Origin of the sequence: Pseudoflavonifractor phocaeensis (assembly GCF_038439875.1) — a bacterium.
Lineage (GTDB): Bacteria > Bacillota > Clostridia > Oscillospirales > Oscillospiraceae > Vermiculatibacterium.
Genome location: NZ_JBCDMT010000002.1, coordinates 372,438 through 396,097, shown reverse-complemented (window position 1 = coordinate 396,097; position 23,660 = coordinate 372,438). Strand labels below are relative to the sequence as shown.

The 23,660-nt window shown below is 64.0% G+C and carries 23 protein-coding genes; 8 read left to right on the top strand and 15 right to left on the bottom strand.

Translation table 11 applies throughout. The features are described from left to right. Window positions 1-16: 16 nt before the first annotated feature. The 6 genes from AAEU42_RS03945 to AAEU42_RS03920 all read right to left on the bottom strand — a co-directional run bounded on the left by AAEU42_RS03945 (window position 17) and on the right by AAEU42_RS03920 (window position 6,611). Window positions 17-1,354, bottom strand: a complete 1,338-nt coding sequence (locus AAEU42_RS03945) for an APC family permease (protein WP_342232229.1) — start codon at window positions 1,352-1,354, stop codon at window positions 17-19. Window positions 1,355-1,409: 55 nt separating this feature from the next. Next, window positions 1,410-2,579: a MalY/PatB family protein gene (locus AAEU42_RS03940; protein WP_342232228.1), complete on the bottom strand. Its 1,170-nt coding sequence runs from the start codon at window positions 2,577-2,579 to the stop codon at window positions 1,410-1,412. A gap of 269 nt (window positions 2,580-2,848) precedes the next feature. Further along, window positions 2,849-3,535 carry a DUF554 domain-containing protein gene (locus AAEU42_RS03935; RefSeq protein ID WP_342232227.1) on the bottom strand — a complete coding sequence of 229 codons (687 nt, stop codon included), beginning with the start codon at window positions 3,533-3,535 and terminating at the stop codon, window positions 2,849-2,851. A gap of 163 nt (window positions 3,536-3,698) precedes the next feature. Then, window positions 3,699-5,030, bottom strand: coding sequence for an APC family permease (locus tag AAEU42_RS03930; RefSeq protein WP_342232226.1), 1,332 nt, complete (start codon window positions 5,028-5,030; stop codon window positions 3,699-3,701). Between the two features lie 213 nt (window positions 5,031-5,243). Then, window positions 5,244-6,071, bottom strand: a complete 828-nt coding sequence (locus AAEU42_RS03925) for a MerR family transcriptional regulator (RefSeq protein WP_342232225.1) — start codon at window positions 6,069-6,071, stop codon at window positions 5,244-5,246. 24 nt (window positions 6,072-6,095) lie between these two features. Further along, window positions 6,096-6,611, bottom strand: coding sequence for an RNA polymerase sigma factor (locus AAEU42_RS03920; RefSeq protein ID WP_342232224.1), 516 nt, complete (start codon window positions 6,609-6,611; stop codon window positions 6,096-6,098). Window positions 6,612-6,782: 171 nt separating this feature from the next. Between AAEU42_RS03920 and AAEU42_RS03915 the strand changes: the two genes are divergently transcribed. From AAEU42_RS03915 to AAEU42_RS03905, 3 genes are all read left to right on the top strand, one after another. Then, complete coding sequence (locus tag AAEU42_RS03915; RefSeq protein ID WP_342232223.1) at window positions 6,783-7,502, top strand: DUF4367 domain-containing protein; 720 nt, start codon at window positions 6,783-6,785, stop codon at window positions 7,500-7,502. A 68-nt stretch (window positions 7,503-7,570) separates the two neighbouring features. Beyond that, window positions 7,571-7,984 (top strand): hypothetical protein, encoded by a 414-nt coding sequence (locus AAEU42_RS03910; protein ID WP_342232222.1) that lies wholly within the window; start codon window positions 7,571-7,573, stop codon window positions 7,982-7,984. Between the two features lie 15 nt (window positions 7,985-7,999). After that, a complete protein-coding gene (locus AAEU42_RS03905; RefSeq protein WP_342232221.1) occupies window positions 8,000-8,350 on the top strand; it encodes a sporulation initiation factor Spo0A C-terminal domain-containing protein in 351 nt (116 codons plus the stop codon). A gap of 40 nt (window positions 8,351-8,390) precedes the next feature. Here AAEU42_RS03905 and AAEU42_RS03900 read toward each other — a convergent pair whose 3' ends face one another. The 4 genes from AAEU42_RS03900 to AAEU42_RS03885 all read right to left on the bottom strand — a co-directional run bounded on the left by AAEU42_RS03900 (window position 8,391) and on the right by AAEU42_RS03885 (window position 13,969). After that, entirely contained in the window at window positions 8,391-11,462 is a 3,072-nt protein-coding gene (locus AAEU42_RS03900) for a tetratricopeptide repeat protein (protein WP_342232220.1), read from the bottom strand. A 107-nt stretch (window positions 11,463-11,569) separates the two neighbouring features. Next, entirely contained in the window at window positions 11,570-12,763 is a 1,194-nt protein-coding gene (locus tag AAEU42_RS03895) for a winged helix DNA-binding domain-containing protein (protein WP_342232219.1), read from the bottom strand. A 61-nt stretch (window positions 12,764-12,824) separates the two neighbouring features. Continuing rightward, on the bottom strand, window positions 12,825-13,286 hold the full coding sequence (locus AAEU42_RS03890) for a phage holin family protein (RefSeq protein WP_342232218.1): 462 nt from the start codon (window positions 13,284-13,286) through the stop codon (window positions 12,825-12,827). Next, window positions 13,283-13,969, bottom strand: a complete 687-nt coding sequence (locus AAEU42_RS03885; RefSeq protein ID WP_342232217.1) for a CHAP domain-containing protein — start codon at window positions 13,967-13,969, stop codon at window positions 13,283-13,285. Before AAEU42_RS03885 ends, AAEU42_RS03890 begins: the two co-directional genes overlap by 4 nt. A 113-nt stretch (window positions 13,970-14,082) precedes the next feature. On the opposite strand from AAEU42_RS03885, the gene ilvD reads away from it, so the two are divergent. Further along, window positions 14,083-15,798 carry a dihydroxy-acid dehydratase gene (ilvD, locus tag AAEU42_RS03880; RefSeq protein ID WP_342232216.1) on the top strand — a complete coding sequence of 572 codons (1,716 nt, stop codon included), beginning with the start codon at window positions 14,083-14,085 and terminating at the stop codon, window positions 15,796-15,798. Here ilvD and AAEU42_RS03875 read toward each other — a convergent pair. Next, the gene (locus tag AAEU42_RS03875) at window positions 15,786-15,923 is read right to left on the bottom strand and encodes a hypothetical protein (protein ID WP_342232215.1); all 138 of its coding nucleotides are present in this window, start codon (window positions 15,921-15,923) and stop codon (window positions 15,786-15,788) included. The two genes, ilvD and AAEU42_RS03875, sit on opposite strands and share 13 nt — an antisense overlap. Then, complete coding sequence (locus AAEU42_RS03870) at window positions 15,920-16,207, bottom strand: toxin-antitoxin system toxin subunit (protein ID WP_342232214.1); 288 nt, start codon at window positions 16,205-16,207, stop codon at window positions 15,920-15,922. Before AAEU42_RS03870 ends, AAEU42_RS03875 begins: the two co-directional genes overlap by 4 nt. A 90-nt stretch (window positions 16,208-16,297) precedes the next feature. On the opposite strand from AAEU42_RS03870, the gene AAEU42_RS03865 reads away from it, so the two are divergent. Beyond that, window positions 16,298-17,296, top strand: a complete 999-nt coding sequence (locus AAEU42_RS03865) for an asparaginase (RefSeq protein ID WP_342232213.1) — start codon at window positions 16,298-16,300, stop codon at window positions 17,294-17,296. A 177-nt stretch (window positions 17,297-17,473) separates the two neighbouring features. Beyond that, entirely contained in the window at window positions 17,474-18,241 is a 768-nt protein-coding gene (locus AAEU42_RS03860) for an SDR family NAD(P)-dependent oxidoreductase (protein WP_342232353.1), read from the top strand. Between the two features lie 56 nt (window positions 18,242-18,297). On the opposite strand, the gene AAEU42_RS03855 is transcribed toward AAEU42_RS03860, so the two are convergent. After that, window positions 18,298-18,531 carry a hypothetical protein gene (locus tag AAEU42_RS03855; protein ID WP_342232212.1) on the bottom strand — a complete coding sequence of 78 codons (234 nt, stop codon included), beginning with the start codon at window positions 18,529-18,531 and terminating at the stop codon, window positions 18,298-18,300. A gap of 262 nt (window positions 18,532-18,793) precedes the next feature. On the opposite strand from AAEU42_RS03855, the gene AAEU42_RS03850 reads away from it, so the two are divergent. After that, window positions 18,794-19,066: a DUF6514 family protein gene (locus AAEU42_RS03850; RefSeq protein ID WP_342232211.1), complete on the top strand. Its 273-nt coding sequence runs from the start codon at window positions 18,794-18,796 to the stop codon at window positions 19,064-19,066. A gap of 66 nt (window positions 19,067-19,132) precedes the next feature. On the opposite strand, the gene AAEU42_RS03845 is transcribed toward AAEU42_RS03850, so the two are convergent. Further along, window positions 19,133-20,140, bottom strand: coding sequence for an SGNH/GDSL hydrolase family protein (locus AAEU42_RS03845; protein ID WP_342232210.1), 1,008 nt, complete (start codon window positions 20,138-20,140; stop codon window positions 19,133-19,135). 12 nt (window positions 20,141-20,152) lie between these two features. Then, window positions 20,153-21,598 carry an MBOAT family O-acyltransferase gene (locus AAEU42_RS03840; RefSeq protein ID WP_342232209.1) on the bottom strand — a complete coding sequence of 482 codons (1,446 nt, stop codon included), beginning with the start codon at window positions 21,596-21,598 and terminating at the stop codon, window positions 20,153-20,155. A 182-nt stretch (window positions 21,599-21,780) separates the two neighbouring features. Here AAEU42_RS03840 and AAEU42_RS03835 point away from each other — a divergent pair, with 182 nt between their 5' ends. Continuing rightward, window positions 21,781-23,586: an FtsW/RodA/SpoVE family cell cycle protein gene (locus AAEU42_RS03835; RefSeq protein WP_342232208.1), complete on the top strand. Its 1,806-nt coding sequence runs from the start codon at window positions 21,781-21,783 to the stop codon at window positions 23,584-23,586. Window positions 23,587-23,660: the final 74 nt, after the last annotated feature.

Below are 23,660 nucleotides of genomic sequence, written 5' to 3'. Positions count from 1 at the left end.
GATACGGAAGTTTTTCTTACTTGTTCAGCGCGGCGCCCTCCCGGCGGGCGAGCACGTGCTTGTAGCGGATCTGGGTGTAGACGAACAGCACCACCACATAGACCACGCAGGCGATGCCGGCGGGCAGGGTCAGGTCGGACAGGTTGACGTAGGAGGTGCCGATCATCAGGATGCCCACGAAGATGAGCAGGGTGTGGAGGGTGCCCTTCTTCATGTAGAAGTTGGACTTCCTGTACTCCTCGGGCAGGATGTCGGGGAGCTTCCAGCAGGCCAGGAGCACCATGAACTCGGTGATCATGTCGGTGCCGATGCCCATGTTGGAGATGAGGGTCAGGTCCATGCCGGTGACGATGGGCAGGGCGCCCATGACAAAGAAGACAATGAGCAGGATGACGGGCACGCCGTTCTTGTTCTCCTCGGCGCACTTCTCCGGCAGCCAGCCCTCCTTGGACGCGGCCTGGAGGCCCCGGGTCACCCAGGACAGGGTGCCGTTCAGGGTGGTCAGCAGGGCGAACATGGCGCCGCCGAAGACGAAGAACATGTACAGCCAGGTGGGGAAGATCTCCTGGGCCACGTGGGTCAGGTTCTCAAAGGCCACGGTCTCGATGGGCAGCACGCCGGAGGCCACGATGCCGATGAGGGCGTAGAACACGGCCACGATGGAGGTGGAGAGGATGATGACCTTAGGGATGGTGGTGGAGGGGTTCTCAATGTCGTCGCCGTTCTCAGCCACGAACTTGGCGCCGCCGCAGGCGAAGGAGAGCAGGGCCACGCCGGTGAGGAAGTTCTTGGGGCCGTTGGGCATGACGTTCTGGGTGGCCAGAGACAGGGTGGACCAGTCCACCTTGGGCAGGCCGAAGGCGATGAACAGGAACAGGCTGATGAACAGGAAGGCCACCATGACCTTCTGGACGATGGCGGAGCTCTTCAGGCCCACCATGTTGACGATGGTGCACAGCACCAGGGCCCCCAGGGCGATGACGTTCTCGTTAAAGCCGGTGAAGATGGTGCAGAAGTAGCTGGCAAAGCCCTTGGCGAAGGTGGCGATGAGCACCTGGCTCAACACAAACATGCCGATGTACATGAAGCTGGCCTTGTCGCCCATCAGGCGCTTGACGTAGGTGTAGCCGGCGCCGGAGGCGGGGATGGTGGACGTGAGGATGATGAAGGGGATGCAGGTGGCGATGGCAAGCAGGGCGCCCAGAATGAAGGCGTAGGGTGTGCCGTGGCCGGTGAGGCCGATGACGATGCCGGTGAGTACCATGATGCCGGAGCCGATGATCTGGCCGATGGCCAGGCCCATACAATCGCTGAAATTCAGCTTCGTATGGCCGTTCGCGGGCTGTTTGCTCATAGTGGTTCCTCCCTTATCTTTTGTGTTCCCTTTTCAAAAAAGCTCTCTCTCAGCTTTATTTGACGTAATTGCGGTAGAAGCGCTCCAGGCCTTCCAGGCCCTCCTTCAAGGTCGCGTGGGTGCAGCCGATGTTCAGGCGCATGAAGCCCTCGGCCTGTTTTCCGTAGTGGCTGCCGTCACCCAGGGCAAGGCCGTACTCCTTGGCCAGGATGGAGGTCATCTCGCCGCTGGTTTTGCCGGCGCAGGTCATGTCCAGCCACATGAGGAAGGTGCCCTCGTGCTTTGTGACCTTCACCTTGGGCATGCGCTCGGACACGAAGCTGTTGACAAGCTCCACGCTCTGGCGGAGGTAGCCGCACACAGCGTCCATCCAGGCGTCGCCGTGGGTGTAAGCCGCCTCCATGGCGGTGAAGGCCAGGTCGGCGGGGCCGAACATCCAACGGCTGTCGAACTCGTAGCGGACCTTGGCGCGGACGTCGGCGTTGGGAATCATGATGCAGGCGGAGACCATACCCGCCAGGTTAAAGCTCTTGCTGATGGCGGTGAAGATGACCAGCTTATCATGGACCTTCTCAAAGATACCCATGGGGATGTACTTGCGGGTGAGGCCGTAATCCGCGTGGATCTCGTCGCTCAAGAGCCACACGTCGTACTTGACGCACAGGTCTGCCACCCGCTCCAGCTCTTCGGCTGTCCACACCCGGCCCACCGGGTTGTGGGGGTTGCAGAAGACCACGGCCTTTACGCCGTTCTTGAGCTCGTTCTCAAAGCGGTCAAAGTCAATGGTGAAATAGTCCTCTTTGTGCTCCAGCGGGCAGTCCACCAGGGTGTGGCCGCTGTTCTTGATGGCGGCGAAGAAGGGGTCGTAGACGGGGGTGAAGGTGAGTACCTTATCCCCCTTCGCCACCAGGGCGTCCAGGGCAAAGTAGATCCCCGTCACCACGCCGCAGGTCATGAACATCCACTCGGTATCGGGCGTCCAGCCGTAGCGGCGGCTCCACCAGCCCTGGATGGCCTGGAAGGTGGAGGGCAGGGGGTCGGAGTAGCCGAAGACGGGGTGGTCACAGCGCTTTTTCAGCGCCTCGATAACCTCGGGCACCGTGGGGAAATCGGTGTCGGCGATCCAGAAGGGCAGCAGGCCGTCCTGCTGGCCAAAGCTGTTCTGGAAATTCCACTTGATGCTGGTGGTCCCTCTCCGGTCCACCGCTTGGTCAAAATCGTACATCAGAATAGGTCCTTTCTCTCATTGGGATTAGCTGCCGCGGGCCTCCCGGCCGTGAAGTCCGCGTGGGCGGCAGGTTTTTTGCCGCCCCGACCTATCATGTATTATAACAAGATAGGTTTGATTAAGCAACTTATTTGTTTACAGAATGTTCAAATTCGGCTCTTATTACAAGAATCATTTGGCTAAATTAGCGGATATGCACAAAAAATTGGTAAGTATGATGCCTTTTTGCCTGTCCTATTAATTTGTTAGTCAATACAAGTCAGCCATTAGATTCCCAGCAGGGACAGCAGCCCCACCGCCACCGGGGGGACCAGCAGGGCGGGCAGCAGGTTGAGGGTCTTGAACTGCTTGATGTTCAGGATGCTCAGCCCCGAGCTGAGGATGAGCACCCCTCCCACCAGGGAGATCTCGGTCAGAAGCTCCGGGGTGAGGTAGGGGGCGATCAGGTTGGCCAGCAGGAAAATCCCCCCCTGCCAGCAGAAGAGCACCCCCGCCGCGATGGCGATGCCCATGCCGAAGGTGGACGAGAGCACGATGGAGGTGATGCCGTCCAGGATGGCGTTGGTGAAGAGATAGGTGTGGTCCCCGTGGAGGGCGCTCTCGATGGGCCCCAGGATGGACAGGGTCCCGAAACAATAGAGCAGGATGGCGGTGGACAGCCCCTTGGCCAGGTTGGAGCCCTTGGAGAACCTGGCCACCAGGGAATCGAAGGCCGTGTCCAGGCGCAGCCTGGTGCCGATGAGCCCGCCCAGGGCCAGGCTGACGATGAACAGCACATGATAACGGCTGTCGGGCATGGCCCCTACGATGGAATTGATGCCCAGGGCGGTGGCGGCCAGGCCCATGGCATCCATCATGATGTTCTGGTACCGCTCCCCGATGCCTTTCTTCAACGCGCTGCCCAACAGGCTGCCCAATAAAATGGCGCTTGTGTTGGCAATGGTTCCGATCATACAAGTTTCCTCCTTGCGGCAATTTTCGCAGTCTCCAGCCTAAACCCTCCACCTACCGGAGAGTCAATACTTTTTTGATAATGCAAGGAGAAAGGCCCGGCCATAAGCGGCCGGGCCTTTCTCAGAGAGAGAAAAAGAAAACAAAAGAGGGTGGGCGCCCGGCTCAGCGGACCAGGCTCTCCCGCTTGGCCACCACGTGCTTATAGCGCACCTGGGTGAAGATGAACAGGGCAACCAGATAGACGGCCAGGCACAGGTAGTTGATGGGGGTCAGGTCGGACAGGTTCACGTAGGACGTGCCCAGCATGATGACGCCGATGCAGGCCAGGATGACCTTGAAGAGCCGCTCGTCCATGTGGAACATGGAGCTCTGGAACTCCTTGGGGAACTTCTTGGGCAGCTGCCAGCAGGCCACCAGGATGACGAACTCGGTGAGCACGTCGGTGCCCACACCCATGTTGGAGATGGCGGTCAGGTCCATGCCGGTGAGGATGGGCACGGCGCCCACCACGAAGAATACCAGCAGCAGGATGACGGGGGTGCCCGCCTTGTTTTCCTTGGCGCACCGCTCGGGCAGCCAGCCCTGGGTCGCAGCCACCTGGAGGCCCCGGGTCACCCAGGACAGGGTGCCGTTCAGGGTTGTGAAGAGGGCGAACATGGCGCCGCCCACCACGAAGAAGATATACAGCCAGGGCGGGAAGATCTGCCGGGCCACCAGGGTCAGGTTTTGGAACGCCACGTCCTCCACAGGGAGCACGCCGGCGGCCACGATGCCCACCAGGGCGTAGAACACGGCCACCAGGACGGTGGCCAGGATGACCACCTTGGGGATGGTGCGGGAGGGGTTGGGGATGGCGTCGGCGTTCTCCGCGATGTACTTGGCGCCGCCGCAGGCGAAGGACAGCAGGGCCACGCCTGTGAAAAAGTTCTTGGGGCCGTTGGGCATCATGTTTTTCGCGGTGATGGTCAGGTTGCTCCACTCCACCTGGGGCAGGCCGAAGGCGGCGAAGAGGGCCAGGCTGACCAGCAGCACCGCCACCATCAGCTTCTGGGCCGTGGCGGAGTTCTTCAGGCCGATGATGTTCAGGGCCACGGCGATCGTCAGGGCCAGCATGGCGATGACCGCCTCGTTGAACTGGGGAAAAATCTGGCAGAAATAGCTGGCGAAGCCCTTGGCGAAGGTGGCGATCAAAATCTGGCTCAGGACAAACATGCCCAGATAGAAAAAGCCCATCTTGTCGCCCAGCAGGCGGTTTGCGTAGGTGTAGGCCGCGCCCTTGGCGGGGATGGATGAATGCAGGACCAGGAAGGGAAAGGCGTTGCACAGGGCCACCACGGCGCCCAGGATGAAGGCCAGGATGGTGCCGTGGCCGGTCAGGCCGATTACGATGCCGGTGAGCACCATGATGCCCGAGCCGATGATCTGGCCGATGGCCATGCTCATACAGTCCGTAAAGGAGAGCATCTTTTTCCCGGAATTTCCGGCGTCACTCATGTCGGTTTTCCTCCTCAAAATTCTCAAAAAAGAGAGCGATCTCGCGAAAATGCCCTCCCCCCGGGGTCATGACTCCCGGAGGACACAGGCGGGTATGGCGTTGTCCAGACTGCCAGCCGGACCCAGCCTAAACCTTCCACCTGGTGGAGAGTCAATGGCATTTTCGCTAAAATCGCTCTTTCTTTTTTGTTCAATTTTGGGGAGGGCCTTCCCTCAGCCGGGCCCCGGAGCCACGGGGATCTGGAGTTCGGTGATAAAATCCTCCGGCCGCTCGGTAAGGCCGAAGTCCAGCAGGGCAAATTCCGCCCCGTCCCCGGCGGGGACCATGCCACGGTTCCGCAGCAGCTCCAGCACCCGGGCGTACTGTCCCCTGGCGTCGGCGTGGGAGCCCCGGAAGCGCCACAGGGCCCACTTGCCCCCGGCCAGGGTCCCTCCCAGCCCTTGGGGGGCCTCCCCCGGGTCCAGCAGGCAGAAGAGGCTGCGGTAGCGGTCGAAGCGGCCCCGCTCCAGGTCCTCCCGCCCTATGGACAGTCCCACCTTGCCCAGAAAATAGCTGGGTGCCATGCCGCTGGTGTTCTCCAGGGAACGCAGGGGCAGCTCCAGGCTCTCCCCCGCCCGTAGGGGCTGGTCCAGCACGGCGATGGGCCTGGGGTCCATGTCCTGGAAGCGAAGCAGGTCCAGAAGAGAGGTATCCATCACGTCGTCGATCTGCTTCACCCGTCCAGCCAACCGGGCCTTGGCGTTCTCCAGCGCGGCCAGCTGGCGGGTCACCGCCTCCTCCTGCCGCCGCAGAAGGTCCCGGATGCCCGCCGGGTCCCGGTGGGCCAGGGCGGCGCGGATGTCCTCCAGCCCCACCCCCTGGGTGCGCAGGTAGCGGATGGTGTTGAGCTGCTCGAACTGCTCCACCGAATAATAGCGGTAGTTGGTCTCCGGGTCCACCCGGACGGGGTGGAGGAGCCCCGCCTCGTCATAGTAGCGCAGGGTCCTGATGTTCATGCCGAAGAGCTTGGCCATCTCCCCGATGCGGAAAAGCTGTCCCATGTTCCCTCTCCCCCTCTCGCCGTCTCACTGCTCCGCCTCTTCCCGGCGGGCCAGGATCAGTCTTTTGGCCTTGCCCCGGGCCCGGCTGAGATAGACCCGCACGCTTCCTTCCTCCACGCCCAGGTCCGCCGCGATCTCCGCGTCCCGCCGGTTCAGGAAGTACTTGGCCATCAGCAGGGAGCGGCTTCGCTCGTCCAGCTCTCCCATCACGTGGTAGAGCTCATCGACGCGCTCCATGCGGATGATCTCCTCCTCCGCCCCGCCGCCGTCCAGAGGGTCGGGGCCATCCAGGGCCTCTTCAAAGGACACCCGCTTGTGGCGGTCCTGATAGCGCAGGAAGTTTTTCGCCTGGTTCTCCGCCGCCGTCACCACGTAGCTGGTGAGCCGGGGGCGGTTCAGCCGCCGCATGGTGTCGATGTGGTCGCACAGGGCTGCCGCCGTGTCGTGGAGGATATCCTCCCATTCGTCCTTCCGGCCCCTGGCCACCAGGCTGATCTTGTAGTACATCAGGTCCCGGTATTCCGCGTAGAGCTCCATCATAAAATTTCGGTCGCTTTCGTTTTCAATGGCAAGGATACAGCTTGGGTAAAAAATCATTTCTCTCAGCCCCCTGAATCCGCATTCGGCATCGTTGCGTCCCGCTCCAATTTGTGGTAAAGTTTGTTTGTTGTGTCGAAAATCGTCTATTGCCGCAAAAGAAGGGGTTTTATTATGACCATTCGGGAAGAAAAAATCGAGCGCTACGAGGAGGCCCTCTTCACACTCTGGGCGGACGAGGTGGCCGTCCGGGAGGGCCGGGACCTGGAGCGGGAGAACGCCGCCCTGCGTCTGGACGCCAATTTCCGGGTGCCCGAGGAGGTGGTCCGCAGAGGGAGAGAGCTCATCTCCCGGAAGCTGGCCGCACGCACCGCCCGGTCCGTGGGGCACCACGCCTGGAGGCTTGTCCACGCCGCGGCGCTGGTCTGCCTGTTCAGCATGCTGGCCTTCTCCGCGGCCTTCGCCGCCTCGCCCACCTTCCGGGCTAATACGCTGAATCTGGTGATTGAGACCTTTGATGAGGGAACAAGATTTAGTATCGCGTCAGAAGAAAACGGCTTAGAGTTTACCGTCAATTGGTTACCAGATGAATTGAAACTTGAATCTCGTGATGACAATCGAAATATGTCTTATAAAGAATACCAATCTTCCAACGGAAAATGTATTAGCATTGCACGAACCACAAATTATGATACCACATTTATTGTGGATACCGAGGCAGAAGATGTTCAGCACACAAACATCAATGAAAATAAAGCTGTTATATCCGCAAAAGACGAAAACGACATTCAAATCTTTATTATAGATGAGAAAACTTCCACTTATATTTACATCACGGCTGAAGGTATCGGATTAAAGGATTCTCTTCGCATAGCAGAAAATATTATTTTTTAAGTAACGTTTTTTGTCGAACGGTGTCTCCTATATGAGCTTAAGCTCAAAATAAAAGGAGGTCATCCGACATGAAAAAGCGTATTTCCAAGTTCCTCAGCATGATCCTGGTCTTTTCCTGTATTACAGCTACCCTCAGCACAGTTAGCGCTACATCCATTGAACCCAGATATACAGGGCTCTTCAATGCAGCAGTATCTCTCAATATTTCTTCTGGTGGACAAGCTAATCCGTTTTGTAGCGCCAAATTGCGTACTGGCTATACTGCTGATGTAACCCTTGAACTCCAACGCAGCACTAATGGGTATAGTTGGTCTTCTATTAAGGAATGGACTGGTTCCGGTTCCAGCATGATTTCTCTGGATAAAACCTACTACGTTACATCCGGTTATGAGTATCGTTCAAAGTGCTCTGTAAAGGTCTATGATTCTAGTAACAACCTAGTTGACAGTATTATTGAATACTCTTCCACAGTCTCTTACTAAGAAAGGAGCCTCTGCATGGCACCCGAACAGAATCCGTCCCCGGTGACCGCGGAAGCTCTGCTCCGCCGCCTGGGTCTGACGGGGAAGTTCACCGGCTTTCAAAGCGCCATCTGCCTGGTGGAGAAGGTGGTGGAGGATCCAACCAACCTCAAGCTGGTCACCAAGCGGCTCTACCCTGAGACCGCCGCCCAGCTGGGCATCACCCCGTCCGCCCTGGAGCGCTCCGTCCGCACCCTTGTCCAAGTGTGCTGGAACAGAGGCGACCGCAAATACCTCGACCTGGTGGCGGGTTTCCACCTGACGGAACGCCCCTCCAACACCGAGTTCATCGACATCCTGGCCAATTATCTGAGAAAAGCCGTTTAACAAGAAAGCCGGGCCTGCGGGCCCGGCTTTCTTTGTCTTCTCAGTGGAACAGCCTGCCGAAGAACCCCTTCTTCTTGGGCTTGGGCTCCTCTTTGGCCTCGGCCTGGGGCGCCGCGGGGGCGGCCTCCGGCCCGTCCGTCTGAGGGGCGGCTTCGCCCCGGTCCATGCGCTCCAGGGCCTTCTTGGCGTCCTCGTCCCCCTGGCCGGCGGCCTTCTCATAGAACTCCCTGGCCTTCACCTGGCTCTTGGTCAGCCCGCCCAGGCCGCTTTCGTAGTATTCGCCCATCTTGTACTGGGCGCCAGGGTGGCCCTTGACGGACGCCTTCTGGAACCACTCCACCGCCTTGAGCCGGTCCTTGTGGACCCCGTCGCCCCGCTCGTAGCACAGCCCCACGCTGTACATGCCCCGGACGTTGCCCTGCCCGGCGGCCTTCTCAAACCAGAAGAAGGCCTTCTCCATGTCCTTGTCCACGCCGGTGCCCTGGGTGAAAAACCAGGCGATATTGCACTGGCCGAAGGGGTCACCCCCCTCGGCGGCCAGCAGGTAGAGCCGGGCGGCCTCCTTCAAGTCCTTGGCCACCCCCTCCCCGTTTTCGTAGCAGTAGCCCAGGTTGCACTGGGCACGGGAGTAGTCCTGCTCGGCGGCCAGGGTATACCAGTGGACGGCCACTTCCTTGTCCACGGGCACGCCGATGCCCTCGTCATAGCAGTAGGCCAGGTTGCACTGGGCACGGGCCTGGCCCTGCTCGGCGGCCAGGGTGTACCAGTGGACGGCCTCGGTCAGATCCTTTTCCACGCCGATGCCCATCTCGTAGCAGTAGCCCAGGTTGCACTGGGCACGGGGGTAGCCCTGCTCGGCGGCCTTGCGGTACCACCGCACGGCCTCGGCCTTGTCCTCGGGGACGCCATGGCCGGATTCGTAGCACCAGCCCAGGTTGCACTGGCCGGCGTCGTCGCCCAAGTCGGCGGCCTTGCGGTAGCACTCCACCGCCTTTTCCCAGCTCTTGTCTACGCCCCAGCCCTGCTCGTAGCAGACCCCCAGGTTGCACACGGCGGGGGGATAATCCTGCTTGGCGGCGGCGGAGTAGAGGCGGAACGCCTCCTGGTAGTCCACCTCCACGCCCCGGCCCCGCTCGTAGCACCAGCCCAGGTTGCACTGGGCCCGGGGATAGCCCTGCTCGGCGGCCGCCCGGTACCAGCTCACGGCCTCCTCCCAGCTCTGGGGGACGCCCTTGCCCGCCTCGTAGCACCAGCCCAGGTTGCAGATGGCCCGGGGGTAGTTCTGCTCGGCGGCCGCCCGGTACCACTTCACGGCCTCTTCCCAGCTTTGCTCCGCGCCCTTGCCCGCCTCACAGCACCAGCCCAGGTTGCACTGGGCCCGGGGGTAGCCCTGCTCGGCGGCCGCCCGGTACCACTTCACGGCCTCCTCCCAGCTCTGCTCCACGCCCTCGCCGGCCTCATAGCACCAGCCCAGGTTGCACTGGCCGGGGGCGTAGCCCTGATCGGCGGAGCGGCGGTAATATTCCACCGCCTTCTCCCAGCTCTGCTCCACCTGGTCGCCCTCTTCGTAGAAGAGCCCCACCCGGCACAGGCCCCGGGGGAAGTTCTGCCCGGCGGCGGCGCTGAACCAGCGGAAGGCCTCGGCCAGGTCCTTCTCCACCCCCTTGCCGAACTCACAGCACCAGCCGTAGTTGCACATGCCGGGGGCGTAGTCGGCCTGGGCGGATTTCAGGTAGAGGGCGGCGGCCTGCTCCCAGCTCTGCTCCACCACCTCGCCGTTTTCATAGCACAGGCCCAGGCGGCACACGGCGGGGGGATAGTCCCGCACCGCGGCCCCCTGGTAGAGGCGCACGGCCTCCTCCATGTTCTGGTCGATGCCCTTGCCGTACTCACAGCACCAGCCCAGGTTGTTGAGGGCCCGGGGGTCTCCCTGGCCGGCGGCCTTGGCGTACCACTGCACGGCCTCGGTCCAGCTCTGCTCCACGCCCAGGCCGCTCTCATAGCACCAGCCCAGGTTGCACTGGGCCCGGGCGAAGCCGTTGTCGGCGGCGGCCCGGTACCAGCGGATGGCGTCGGGCCAGCTCTGGGCGATGCCCTCCCCCGCCTCGTAGCACCAGCCCAGGTTGCACTGGGCGGGGGGATAGCCCTGGTCGGCGGAGCGGCGGTAGAGCTCCACCGCCTTCTCCCAGCTCTGCTCCACCCCGTCGCCCCGCTCGTAGCACAGCCCCAGGTTGCAAAGGGCACGGGGGTCGTCCTGGTCGGCGGCGGCCTGATACCACTCCACCGCCTTGGCCTGGTCCTTTTCCACGCCCTCCCCAGCCTCGTAGCACCAGGCCAGGTTGCACTGGGCGGGGGGATAGCCCCTCTGGGCGGAGGCCTCGTAGAGCTTCACGGCCTTTTCCCAGCTCTGCTCCACCCCCTCGCCCCGCTCGAAACACAGGCCCAGGTTGCAAAGGGCACGGGGGTCCTGCTGGTCGGCGGCGGAGGAGTACCAGTAGATGGCGTCCTCCCAGCTCTGGGGCACGCCCTTGCCGAACTCGTAGCACCAGGCCAGATTGCACTGGCCCCGGGCGTAGCCCATGTCGGCGGACTGCCGGTAGAGGCGGGTGGCCTCCTCCCAGCTCTGCTCCACGCCCTCCCCTGTCTCGTAGCACAGGCCCAGACAGCACACGGCGGGGGCGTATTCGGCCTCGGCGGCCTTGCGGTAGAGCTCCACGGCCTTTTCAAAGTCCTTCTCCACGCCCTCGCCCTGCTGGTAGAGCTGGCCCAGGGCGCACCAGCCGGCGGGGTCGTCCTGCTCCCCCACCTGCTTGAAATACTCGGCGGCCTTCTCCGGATCCTTCTCCACCCCCAGCCCCCGCAGGTAGCACACGCCCATGCGGTAGATGGCGGGGGGATACTCCTGGTCCATGGCGGTCTCTATGTAGCGCAGAGCCTTGGCGTTGTCCCCTTTCTCCTGGGCCTGGTCCGCCAGGCACAGCCACCCGTAGCCGGAGACGTACTCCTCCTCCACGGGGATAAAAAAGGTCCCGCCGCACTCCGGGCACTTTTCCAGATTGGCGTCTTCGGTCACGTATCCGCAGTCCGGAGAGTCACAGCGAAAATACTCCATGCGATCAAACCTCATTTCTTAGCGTTTAGGTAGATTATACACCGATGGGGCTGATCCGCACAAGAGTAAAAAAAGGTCCGGGCGCCTTTTCGCGCCCGGACCTCTCCTCACAGCTTTTCCAATAGACAGCGGCGCAGGGTGAGCCGGCGAAAGGCCGCGTACTCCCCGGCCAGCTCCTCCAGCCGCCCCTCCTCCGCCCGGGAGAGGGGCTCCCACACCGTCAGGGCCGCATCCAGCCTGTCCCCCAGGGTCTTTCCCTTCCAGATCCCAATGACCCGGCCGCCCTTCAGGACGGCCCCCGGATTGGCCACCGTCCTCCACACCCGTTTTTGCAGGGCGGGGTCGGCCAGGACCACTTCCCGGTCCCTCAGATCCAGGTAGGGGTCGTGGGGACCCAGCAGCAGGAGCCGGTCCCCACCGTCCCCGGCGGCGGCCAGGGCCTCCAGCTCCTCCGCCAGCAGGTACCGGGTCCTCCCCGCCACCCCCACGGGGACGGTCTCCGCCGATACGCTCTCCCACAGGCGCTTGGCCTGTCTGGGGGAGGCGCCCAGCCAGTCCTGGAAGGCCGCCGGTCCGGAAGGCCCGTAGCAGCGCAGGAATTTCCGCGCCAGCCCCCGCTCCGCCTCCGGCCGGGGGGCGGGGGCACGGCCCACCCAGTTCTGAAAGGAGGTAAAGGCGGGGCTGTTCCCCTCCCGGGCCCCGAACACCACCTTGGCCGAAAAGGCGCAGGGCCGCAGAAGGAAGGACACCGCCGCCCCGCCCACGGTCTGCCGGTCCGGGGCGCCGTACATGGAGGGGTCCTCCCACAGCGCCCGCTTCTCCGGGGACAGGCCTTCCCCCACCAGCCCGGCCAAGGTCTGGTCCAGGGCCTCCTTGCTCTTCACCGTATGGTCGTCCAGATACCCCGCCGCCTTCTCCACCAGGGGGAGGAGCTCGTCAAAGGTCATCCCCAGGTGGTCCAGGGCCAGGCCGATCCCCCGGGTGTAGATCCAGGGCTCCTCCCCCGGCCGGGCCCGCAGGGCGTCCAGGAACACGCCGCTCTCCCCGGTGGGGAATACCATGGGGACGCCCCGGCAGCTCCAGGCCTGGAGCAGCTCCTTATCCTCATACAGGATGCTTTGCAGCCCCTCCTGCGTGCAGCCCTCCACCCGGTTGAAGAGGGCCGTCTCCCAGGCCCCCGGCGGGGAGTTCTGCACGCCGCAGGCCCCCGCGGCCTCCGCCTCGCCCCCCGGCGGCAGCTTCCGGTCCAGATGGTGGGCCCGAAGCCGGTAGCCCCGGACCTGTTCCAGCCCCACGTCCATTTCAGCGCCCCCCGTCTTTTTCCTGATGATACCACACCCCGGGCGGAAAGGCAAAGGCGGTTCAGTCCCCCAGCTTCTGGTCCACCTGGTCCCGCAGGGCCTTGGCCATCCGCTTGAGCCAGGCCGGCACCGGGGCCCCCATGGCCCCGGCGTTCTCCACGATGCTCCCCACCTCGGTGAGGATGTACCACACCACCACCAGCGGGCAGAGGAACACCGTATAGGCAAAGGGGAGGGCCGCCTCCGGCATGCCCCCCAGGATGTGCCCCACTACCAGGTCCAGAATTCCCGAGATGGTCACGGCGGCCACGCAACCGGCCTTATGCCAAAGCCCCTCCCGGGCCAGGGCGGAGGACCACTTCCCCGCCTTGCAGGCCGCGGCGGAGCCCGTCAGGTAGTCGATGGCCATGCACACCACCCAGGCCACGATGAGCCACCCAAACCACCCCCAAAGGGCCGTCAGGGCCGCCAGGGCGGCGGTCACGGCGGCTTTGACCCCTTTGATCCGCTCCTCCACCGTCATTTTCCCTCCTCCACCGGCCGCTCCAGCAGGCCCAGCCGGTCCAGCCAGGTCAATACCTGAAGGCCCGGCTCATAAACCATCACCGCCCCCTGGGCGTTCATTTTCACCAGCCCCGCGCGGATGGCCTTGGCCGCCGCGGCCTGGAAGTCCTCCGGCATCTCCGCGACATAGTTGTAGATCTTCATCTCGTCCTCCCCTTCCTCCTCATAACCGGGCCGGGCCGCCCCGCCCACGTACTTCAGCGCCCTCCGCCGCCGGGCCACGGTGCCGCCGTTGGCCTCGTCCCCGTCGCCGGTGTTGCCGTCGATGGTGGTCACGTACCCCGGCTCCACCTTCTCGCAGAGCCCCACGTGGTTCATGCACCCCGAGCGCCCGCCGTCGAACACGAAGAACACCAGGTCCCCCGGCCGCAGAGCCCCCTTGCCCACCGCCTGCCCCCGGGCCCGGTAGTCCCGGTACAGCTCCGTGCAGGAAGCGGTCTTGCCGCCACCGTAAAAAAGGGCGCCCGCTCCGGCCTGCCGGAACAGCCACCACTGAAAGGTACAGCACCAGGGATACCAGCTCCCCGCCACCTCCCGGCCGTAATAGGCCGCGTTGTACTTCACCCGGTTGCTCCCCGCCGGGTCCTCCCGGACCCCCAGCTGGCTCCTGGCCAGCTCCAGCAATGTCTCCGCCGTCGCCATTCGTTCTCCTCCCCTCGCTTCGTCCTCTTTTTCTTGTCAGGAATTTGCATTGACTTTTCGCCCCCGCCCTACTATTCTTTTGTGTGTGAAATCAAAGGAAAGGCGGATGTCCTATGATCAGCCAGGAACTGCGCAAGCTCTCCCCGGAGATCGACCCCCTGCGGATGGGCATGGGCTGGACCGCGGAGGACCTGTCCAAGCCCCAGGTGTTGGTGGAGAGCACCTTCGGGGACAGCCACCCCGGCTCGGGCCACCTGCTGGAGCTGGCAAACGAGGCCGTCAGGGGGGTGGCCCTGGCCGGGGGCCGGGCCGCCCGGTATTTCGCCACCGACATCTGCGACGGCATGGCCCAGGGCCACGACGGCATCAATTTCTCCCTGGCCTCCCGCTCCACCATCTGCGACCTCATCGAGATCCACGCCTCCGCCACCCCCTTCGACGCCGCCGTGTTCCTGGCCAGCTGCGACAAGTCGGTGCCCGCCCAGCTCATGGCCATGGGGCGGCTGGACCTGCCCGCCGTCTTTGTCCCCGGCGGGGTCATGGCCCCCGGCCCCGACCGGCTCACCCTGGAGCAGATCGGCACTTACTCCGCCATGTACCAGCGGGGGGAGCTCACCGGGGAGCAGTTCGCCTTCTACCAGCATCACGCCTGCCCCTCCTGCGGGGCCTGCTCCTTCATGGGCACCGCCTGCACCATGCAGGTGATGGCCGAGGCCCTGGGCCTGGCCCTCCCCGGCACCGCCCTCCTCCCCGCCGTGGGGGACGCGCTGAAGGACGCCGCCTTCCAAGCCGGGCAGGCCGCCCTGGCCCTGGCGAAGGCCGGCCTCACCGCCCGGAAACTGGTCACCATGGACTCCTTTGAAAACGCCGTCATGGTCCACGCCGCCATCTCCGGCTCCTCCAACGCCCTGCTGCACCTGCCCGCCGTGGCCCACGAGTTCGGCCTCACCCTGGACGCCGACGACATCGACCGGCTCCACCGGGGGGCCCACTATCTGGCGGATATCCGCCCCGCGGGCCGGTGGCCCGCCGAGTACCTCCACCGGGCGGGGGGCGTCCCCGCCGTGATGGAGGAGCTGCGGGGCCTCCTCCACCTGGACGCCCGCACCGTCACGGGCAAGACCCTGGGGGAGAACCTGGACGAGCTGAAGGCGAACGGCTGGTACGACCGCTGTCCCGCCCGCCTGGAAGAGGTGGGCCTCCAACGGGAGGACATCCTCCGCCCCTATGACGACCCCATCAGCGCCGACGGGGCCATCGCCATCCTCAAGGGCAACCTGGCCCCCCAGGGAGCCGAGGTGAAGCACACCGCCGTCCCCCAGCAGATGTTCCAAGCGGTGCTGAACGCCCGCCCCTTCGACTCCGAGGAGGAGGCCATCGCCGCCATCCTCCGCCGCGACATCCGCCCCGGCGACGCGGTGTTCATCCGCTACGAGGGCCCCAAGGGCAGCGGCATGCCCGAGATGTTCTACACCGGGGAGGCCATCTCCTCCGACCCCCAGCTCTCCGCCTCCATCGCCCTCATCACCGACGGCCGCTTCTCCGGGGCCTCCCGGGGCCCGGTCATCGGCCACGTCTCCCCCGAGGCCGCCGAGGGCGGCCCCATCGCCCTGGTGGAGGAGGGGGACCTCATTGAGCTGGACATCCCCGCCCGCCGCCTGGCCATCGTGGGCGCAAAGGGCGTCCGAAAGGCCCCCGCAGAGATGGAGGACATTTTAAAAGAGCGGAGGGCCCGCTGGGCCCCCCGCTCCCCCAAGTACACCGCCGGCGTCCTGGGCCGGTTCACCCGCTGGGCCGCCTCCCCCATGGCGGGGGCTTACCTGCCCTGAGCCCCGGCGGACAAAAGCTCCTCCACCTCCGCTCCGGTGAGCCGTCCGGCCGCCGCCAGGGCGTCCAGCCGGGCCTTGTCCCACAGGCGGGGGTAGTATTTCTTCGCCATCTCGTACACGCTCACAGCGCCACACCTCCCATCGCCGCCAGGAAGTCCACATCGGCCCGGAGCCGTTCCGTCTCCGTGGGCTCCGGCGCGGGGGGCCGGGGCCGTTCGGTGGGGGTGATCCCCACCAGTCTGCCCTCCTCCAGGGTAAGCTCGCAGTAGCCCCCGCAGTCCCACACGGCCTGGGTCAGCTCTCCGGGCACCTCCACCCAGCCCTCCAGCCAGCACTGGGTGCGGTGGCTCTGGCTCTGGATCCCCCGGCCCCCGTCGGCCCTGGGGGTCAGCTCGATAATGGTCATCATGATTTTACATCCCTCCCTCTACCGCTCCGCGTTCCCTCCCATCCGGTTGCACGGGGCCGTACATCCTCCCACAAAAAGGAGTTTCCGCCTATGAAAAAGATCCTCATGGTCGGCACCGGCGGCACCATCGCCTCCGAGATGACCGAAGCCGGTCTGGTCCCCGAGCTCACCGGCGCCGATTTCCTGAAATACGTCCCCGCCGTCCGCCAGCTGTGCCAGGTGGACTGCCTCCAGGTGTGCAACATCGACTCCACCAACATGACCCCCGCCCACTGGCGGCAGGTGGCCCAGGCCATCCAGCTCCGCTACGGCGGCTACGACGGCTTCGTGGTCTGCCACGGCACGGACACCATGGGCTACACCGCCGCCGCCCTGAGCTATCTCATCCAGGACAGCCCCAAGCCCATCGTCCTCACCGGCAGCCAAAAGCCCATCCACATGGACGTCACCGACTCCAAGACCAACCTCCTGGACGCCTTCACCGTGGCCTGCGACGGCCGGCTCCCCGGGGTGACGGTGGTCTTTGGCGGGGCGGTCATCCTGGGCACCCGGGCCCGAAAGACCTATTCCAAGAGCTTCGGCGCCTTCTCCAGCATCAACTACCCTGTTCTGGGGGTGGTCCAGGAGGGCCGGCTCATCCCCTACCTCCGCCCGGCCCCGGAGGGGACGGTGAAATTTTATCAGGAGCTTGACGAAAAGGTCTCCCTCCTGAAGCTCATCCCCGGGGTCTCCTCCGCCCAGCTGGCCTTCCTTCTCCGGGAGAGTGACGCCGTCATCATCGAGAGCTACGGCGTGGGCGGCGTCCCCGCCGGGGACCAGGGGGAGTTCTACCCGGTCATCCGCTCCGCCGTGGACGGGGGCAAGATCGTGGTGGTCACCACCCAGGTCCAGAACGAGGGCAGCGACCTGTCCGTTTACAACGTGGGCCACCGGCTGAAAAGCGACCTGGGGGTGCTGGAATCCTACGATATGACCACCGAGGCGGTGGTGGCCAAGCTCATGTGGGCCCTGGGCCAGAGCCGGGACAGCGAGCTGGTTTCCCGCCTCTTCTACACCCCCATCGCCGCCGATATCCTCTGCGGCCCCTGAGCCCTCCCGTGTTTCTCCACAAAAACGAAGATGATATTTCAGCGAATATTTCAAACAATTTCTCAGGAAACCACTATCTTTTTCAGATTTTTTCATCTATACTCATGAGTATGGACTGATGGTCCAGCAATCGCCGCCGCCAATCCGGCAGCAAGAAAAGGAGTGTTTCGAATGGATTTGTTTGACCTTTCCGGAAAAGTGGCTATGGTGACCGGCGCCAGCGCGGGACTGGGCGCCGACGCCGCCCTGGCATATGCTCAGGCGGGGGCCGACGTGGCCCTGCTGGCCCGCCGGGCGGAAAAGCTCACCGCCGTCAAGGAAGAGATCGAAAAGACCGGCCGCAGGGCTATCGCGGTCCCCTGCGACGTCACCGACGAGGAGAGCGTGAAGGCCGCCGTCTCCGCCGTGCTCCAGGCCTTCGGCCGCATTGACATCCTCCTCAACAACGCCGGCGTGGCGGTCCGCGGGGGCGTGGACACCCTGAGCGTGGAGGACTGGAACAAGTCCTTCGACACCAATGTGAAGGGCATCTTCCTGGTCAGCAAGTACGTGGTGCCCCAGATGAAGGAGCAGAAGTACGGCAAGATCGTCAACATCGCCTCGGTCAACGCCGTCATCGCCGACAAGAGCGACCTCTTCATCCGCCACTCCTACAACGCCTCCAAGGCGGCGGTGCTGGGCCTGACCAAGGGCATGGCCTGCTCCTACGCCCAGTACAACATCACCGTCAACGCCATCGGCCCCGCCCTCTTCGAAACCGAGATGACCGCGGGCACCCTCTTCAAGTCCCAGGAGTTCCTCAACGGCTACAACACCCTCAACCCCGCCGGCCGCCCCGGCAAAAAGGGTGAGCTGAACGGCACCGTGCTCTACCTGTCCAGCGACGCCTCCAGCTACGTCCAGGGCCAGTTCATCATTGTGGACGGCGGCGGCGCCCTGGTCTGATCCACTCTGACCCACCTGCAAAAACGCCCGGACGGCCATAGCCGTCCGGGCGTTTCTTACGCTCCGTAATACCGCAGCAGGTCCTCCACCAGCAGGCTTCCAATGAGCCCGCAGCCAAAGGCCACCAGCGCGGCGAACTGAAAGGCGTCCGCGTACTCGTAGAGCCGGGGCGCCATGCTGCCCCCCTGCCCCGCCCGGAACAGCAGGGCCAGGGTCCCCGCCAGCAGGATGCCGCACAAAACCAGCCCCCGCGTCAGCACGAACCGGGAGAGTCCCTTGTATGTAGACATTGTCTGCCTTCGCCTCACTTTCGTGGTGCTTCGTCGTCCTTTTGTATTGTAGCAAATGTAATTTTTGAAAACAACCGAAAGAAATTTCCAGCATAATTCGATCTGATTCGACGGCGTTTTTGTTTCCAGTTGACCGATAAGAGGGAAGGGTCAACATAAGACACGTGCCTTGTCGATTTCGGGTGAAAACTCTTCGTATACAAATGTCCTCCAATACAATATAATGTGGTCATATTGGTAAAAACGGGAGGCAGACTACAATATGAGGGAAGTTAAACTCGACCTGAAGTCCCTGTACCCGGACCTGGAGACCTCGGGCCTCCACGACTACTCCATCCTGGTGGACGAGATGGACGTGGGCAGCTTTTCCTGTGAAAGTTACGGCGTTTGTGTGTCGTCGAAACGCACGGAAGAGCGGATGGTGATCCCCCACATCACCATAAGCATCCCCCGCATCGATGAGCTCTTGGACAAGCTGATCCGCAACGACGTGGGTCCCACCCATCTCAAGGACGTGGTGGACGACTGGTTATAGGGGAAACTTTCACCATTACATCAAAAAAGGGCTCCGGCGGATTTGATTCCGCCGGAGTCCTTTTCTTCATCCGTTCCGCTCCGCCCAGTAGGCGGCGGTCTTTTCCCAGGCCGCGGCGTTCTCCGCCGTCTGCTCCCGGGGGGTGCAGCCCATGGCCAGCAGGACCTTTCCGGTGTAGTCCGAGAAGATTTGGGCCCCGTCGGCGTTCAAATGCCCGCCGTCGTAGAGGTGCCGCTCCGGGTCCAGCCCGATCTCCTCAAAGCTGTCCGCCCAGTTGACAAAGACCGCCTCCGGGGCCAGCCGGGCCACGTCCTCCTCCAGTCTTTGATAGACCGCCTGGGTATACTGGCTGTATGTGGGGTTGACGGTGAGCACCAGCTCCACCCCCGCCTCCCGGCAGACCTGGGCGATGCGCCCAAAGTCCTGGAGGTTCTGGAGGTAGACCTCCTCGCTCTGCCGCATGTCCCAGACCGCCGGCCCCTCCCAGGCCCGGTCGTACACCTGGTCCACGGCGGTGTGGCCCTTGAGCTGGTCGGCTTTGGCCGGGGTCAGAGCCTTTTTCACGTCCCCCGCCGTCAGTTCCTTCCAGCGGTCGTGGTAGAAGTACAGGTCGAAGAAGAGCCCCAGCCGCTTGTCCTCCTCCGCGGCGTCGAAGATGGCCCCCACCCGGTTGGCCCCCCAGGGCATATAGCCGATGTTGATTTGGGTATAGTTCTGATATCGGTCAAAAAAGAGGGAGCTGCCCTCCATCACCACCACCGAGGGGCTCTGGGTCTTCAGGGCCTCCTTCAGATACCAGTACGTGATGGCCGGGGTCTGCTCCGACCCGCCCAGCACATACCCCGTCAGCCCGCTGCCCGCGTACATGGCGCCGGGGTTCCAGTCGCAGTAGGCGTAGGAGCTGCCGAAAAACAGCACGTCGATGGAGTCCTCCGGCTCACAGAGGTAGGCATCCCAGGTGGAGCCGTAGTCCGTGTGGGCGGGCCGGAGGACCGCCGCGATAAAGTTCAGCAACAGGGCGGCCGTCAGGACAAAGGCCAGGGCGAACAGGGGTTCCTTCCACTTTTTTCTCATGTCCGCACCCCCTTAAAACTGCCCATAGATGAAGGACTGGGCGTCGTACCCGGAGCCGTAGCTGCCAAAGACCACCACGATCACCAGCAGCCCCAGGTACACGCACCACCGGACCCAGCGGGGGGCCTCCAGCACCCGGCGGGCCACGTCGGTCTTCTGCCGGGCGGCGTCCACGGCGAAGAGGAGGAGGAAGCCCGCCCCGGCGGCCAGGAACTCCCACCGGTCCATCCCCATGCCGGACAGGGGCGGCACCCACAACGGCCCCGTCACCATCCCCCGGAGCACCGCCAGGGCGGCGGACACCGAGCCGGCCTTGAAAAATACCCAGGCCAGGGTGGCCAGGACGAACACGCAGAACATCTGCCAAAGAGCGGTGATCTTGCTGTCCTCCCCCAGGTGGAGGACAGCCCGGACCCGGGTCCGGGCCGGGGCGGTCAGGCCGCCCACCACCTGATAGATTCCGTTCAGCAGGCCCCACACCAGGAAGGACACCGCCGCCCCGTGCCACAGCCCGCTGACAGCAAAGACGGCCAGCAGGTTGAGATACTTCCTCGCCCGCCCCTTTCGGTTGCCCCCCAGGGGGATATAGAGGTAGTCCCGGAACCAGGTAGACAGGGAGATGTGCCACCGCCGCCAGAACTCGGAGATGGAGCGGGAGAAATAGGGGGTGCGGAAGTTCTCCATCAGAGTAAAGCCCATGGCCTTGGCCGAGCCCAGCGCCATATCGGAGTAGGCGGAGAAGTCGCAGTAGATCTGAATGGAGAAGGCGCAGGCGGCAGCGGCGACCTGGACCGCCCCAAACTGGTCCGGGGCGGCGAACACGGTGTCCACCACCGCCGCCAGCCGGTCGGCCAGCACCAGCTTTTGAAAGGCCCCCCACAAAAAGCGGAGGAGGCCCTCCCGCAGGTCGTCATAGCGGAACCGGTGGGTCTCATTGAATTGGGGAAGCAGCTGTTCCGCCCGGCCGATGGGCCCGGAGAGCAGATAGGGGAAAAAGGAGAGGAAAAGGGCGCACCTGACAAAGCTCCGTTCCGCCGGAAGCCTGCCCCGGTAGACGTCCATCAGGTACCCCATGGCGGCGAAGAGATAGAAGGAGATCCCGGCGGGCAGCAGCAGCTTGGGCACTGCGGGAGCCCAGTCCAGCCCCACCCAACCCAGGGCCCGGACCAGGAGGGAGGCCCCGAAGTCCAGGTATTTGAACAGGAACAGCACCCCGATAAAGAGGCACAAGGCCAGGACCAGCAGCCCCTTCCGGGGCCGCTTTTCCAAGGCCCGGGCGGCAAAATAGGTCACCAGCGCCGCCCCCAACAGGAAGGGGAAGCTCTCCGGCCCGGCGCACAGATAGAAAAACCAGCTGCACGCCAGCAGCCAGCCGTTTCGGCCCCGGCCCGGCAGGAGAAAATACACCAGGGCCGTCAGGGGGAAAAAGAGAAAATAGCTCAGGGACAAAAAGCCCATGCCTTCCCCTCCGTTCGTCAAAATCAGATTTTATTTTAACGGATAAGCGTCCGGCTGTCAAACGGCGGGAGAGGGGCTCCGGGGGCCCTGGAGCGGGCCAGGGGCCGCCCGCCTCTCGTTGCGCCGGAAAATCAAATATGCTATACTGAAAAAACCTCGATTCAATCCCAACCATCAAGGAGGTGAGCGCCACGGACGCCCTTCTCTCCCTGCCCCAGACCCTTCTGGACGCGTTCCACCAGCTCTTGGCGGAGTATCCCGCCGCGGCAGGGTGGTATACCACCCTGGTCCGCTTCCTCTTTCCCATCCTGGCCCTCCTGATCCTGGTGAAGGCCATCCGCTCCCTCCTCACCGTCCCCCACCTCCCCGAGGTGTGGGCCTACCTCTCCCTGCCCAACGGGGCCGGGGCCCCCCTCACCCACTGGGAGAACACCCTGGGCCGCTCCCCCCAGGCCGATGTGGTGCTGGAGTACCCCACCATCTCCCGTCAGCACGCCGCCCTCATCCGGGACCCCCACGACCAGTGGACGGTCTACGACCTGGACTCCAAGGGCGGCGTGGCGGTGAACGGTAAGCCGGTGGAGGACGCCGCCCCTATCCAGTACGGCGACGTGCTCTCCCTTGGGGGCGTGGAGACCGTGCTCCTTCCCGTCTCCCCGGAGGAGAAGGCGGAGCGCCGTAAGCGTCGCAAGCAGGAGGCCAAGCCCGTCTCCCCCTGGGGGAGCCTCATCCTCCTCACCGTTTTTCAGGTCCTCACCGGCATCCAGCTCACCCTCTCCGAGGGGGCCGGCGCCACCCCCGTCCTCCCCTTCACCTTCCTGGCCCTCACCCTTCTGATGTGGGCCTACTTCCTCACCCTCCGGGCCCTGCGCCGGGTGGGCTTCGAGATGGAGACCATCGCCTTCTTCCTCTCCACCCTCTCCCTGGCCGTGGTGGCCTCCTCCAACACCCCCGCCCTCCCCAAGCAGTTTTTGTGCCTGGTGCTGGGGCTGATCACCTTCCTGGTGCTGGGGGTCTTTCTCCGGGACCTGGAGCGGGCCAAAAAGATCCGCTGGCTCATGGCGGGGGCCGCCATCGGCCTGCTGGGCCTCACTCTCGTGCTGGGCAGCCGGAAGTTCGGCGCCACCAACTGGATCACCATCGGCGGCATGTCCCTCCAGCCCTCGGAGCTGGCCAAGATCTGCTACATCTTTGCCGGCGCCGCCACCCTGGACCGGCTCTTCAAAAAGCGGAACCTGGCCCTCTTCATCCTCCTCACCGGGGCCTGCCTGGGCTGTCTGGCCCTCATGAGCGACTTCGGCACCGCCGCCGTCTTTTTCATCACCTTCCTGGTCATCGCCTACCTCCGCTCCGGGGACTGGGCCACCCTGGGCCTCATCACCGGCGGGGCCGTGGGGGCCGTCATGGTCATCCTCAGCGTCAAGCCCTACATCCTCGCCCGCTTCGCCTCCTGGGGCCACGCCTGGGAGAACGCCAGCGTGGGCGCGGGCTACCAGCAGACCCGGGCCATGGCGGCGGCCGCCTCCGGTGGCCTCATCGGCGTGGGCCCCGGGGAAGGCTGGCTCCACGTGGTGGGGGCGGGGGACACCGACCTGGTGTTCGGCATGCTCTGCGAGGAGTGGGGGCTCCTCATCGCCCTTCTGGCCGTCGTCTGCGTGGTCACCCTGGCGGTCTTCGCCGTCCGCTCCTGCCGCACGGGCCGCTCCAGCTTCTACACCATTGCCGCCTGCGCCGCCACCTCCCTGCTGGTCTTTCAGACCTGCCTGAACGTCTTCGGCTGCATGGACCTGCTGCCCATGACGGGGGTCACCTTCCCCTTCGTCTCCAACGGCGGCTCGGCCATGATCGCCTCCTGGGGCCTGCTGGCCTTCCTAAAGGCCACCGACACCCGGCAAAACGCCAGCTTCGCCATCCGCCTGTCCTCCAAGCGGGAGGACGCCGCCAACGCCGATTTGGCGCCCAAGGTATCCCCTGAGGGGGAGGAATGATGTTTTCCCCCGTGGGGGGACGGAGGGGCAGGGCGGCCCTGCGAGGCTGCCTCCGGCGGGGCAAAGCCCATTTC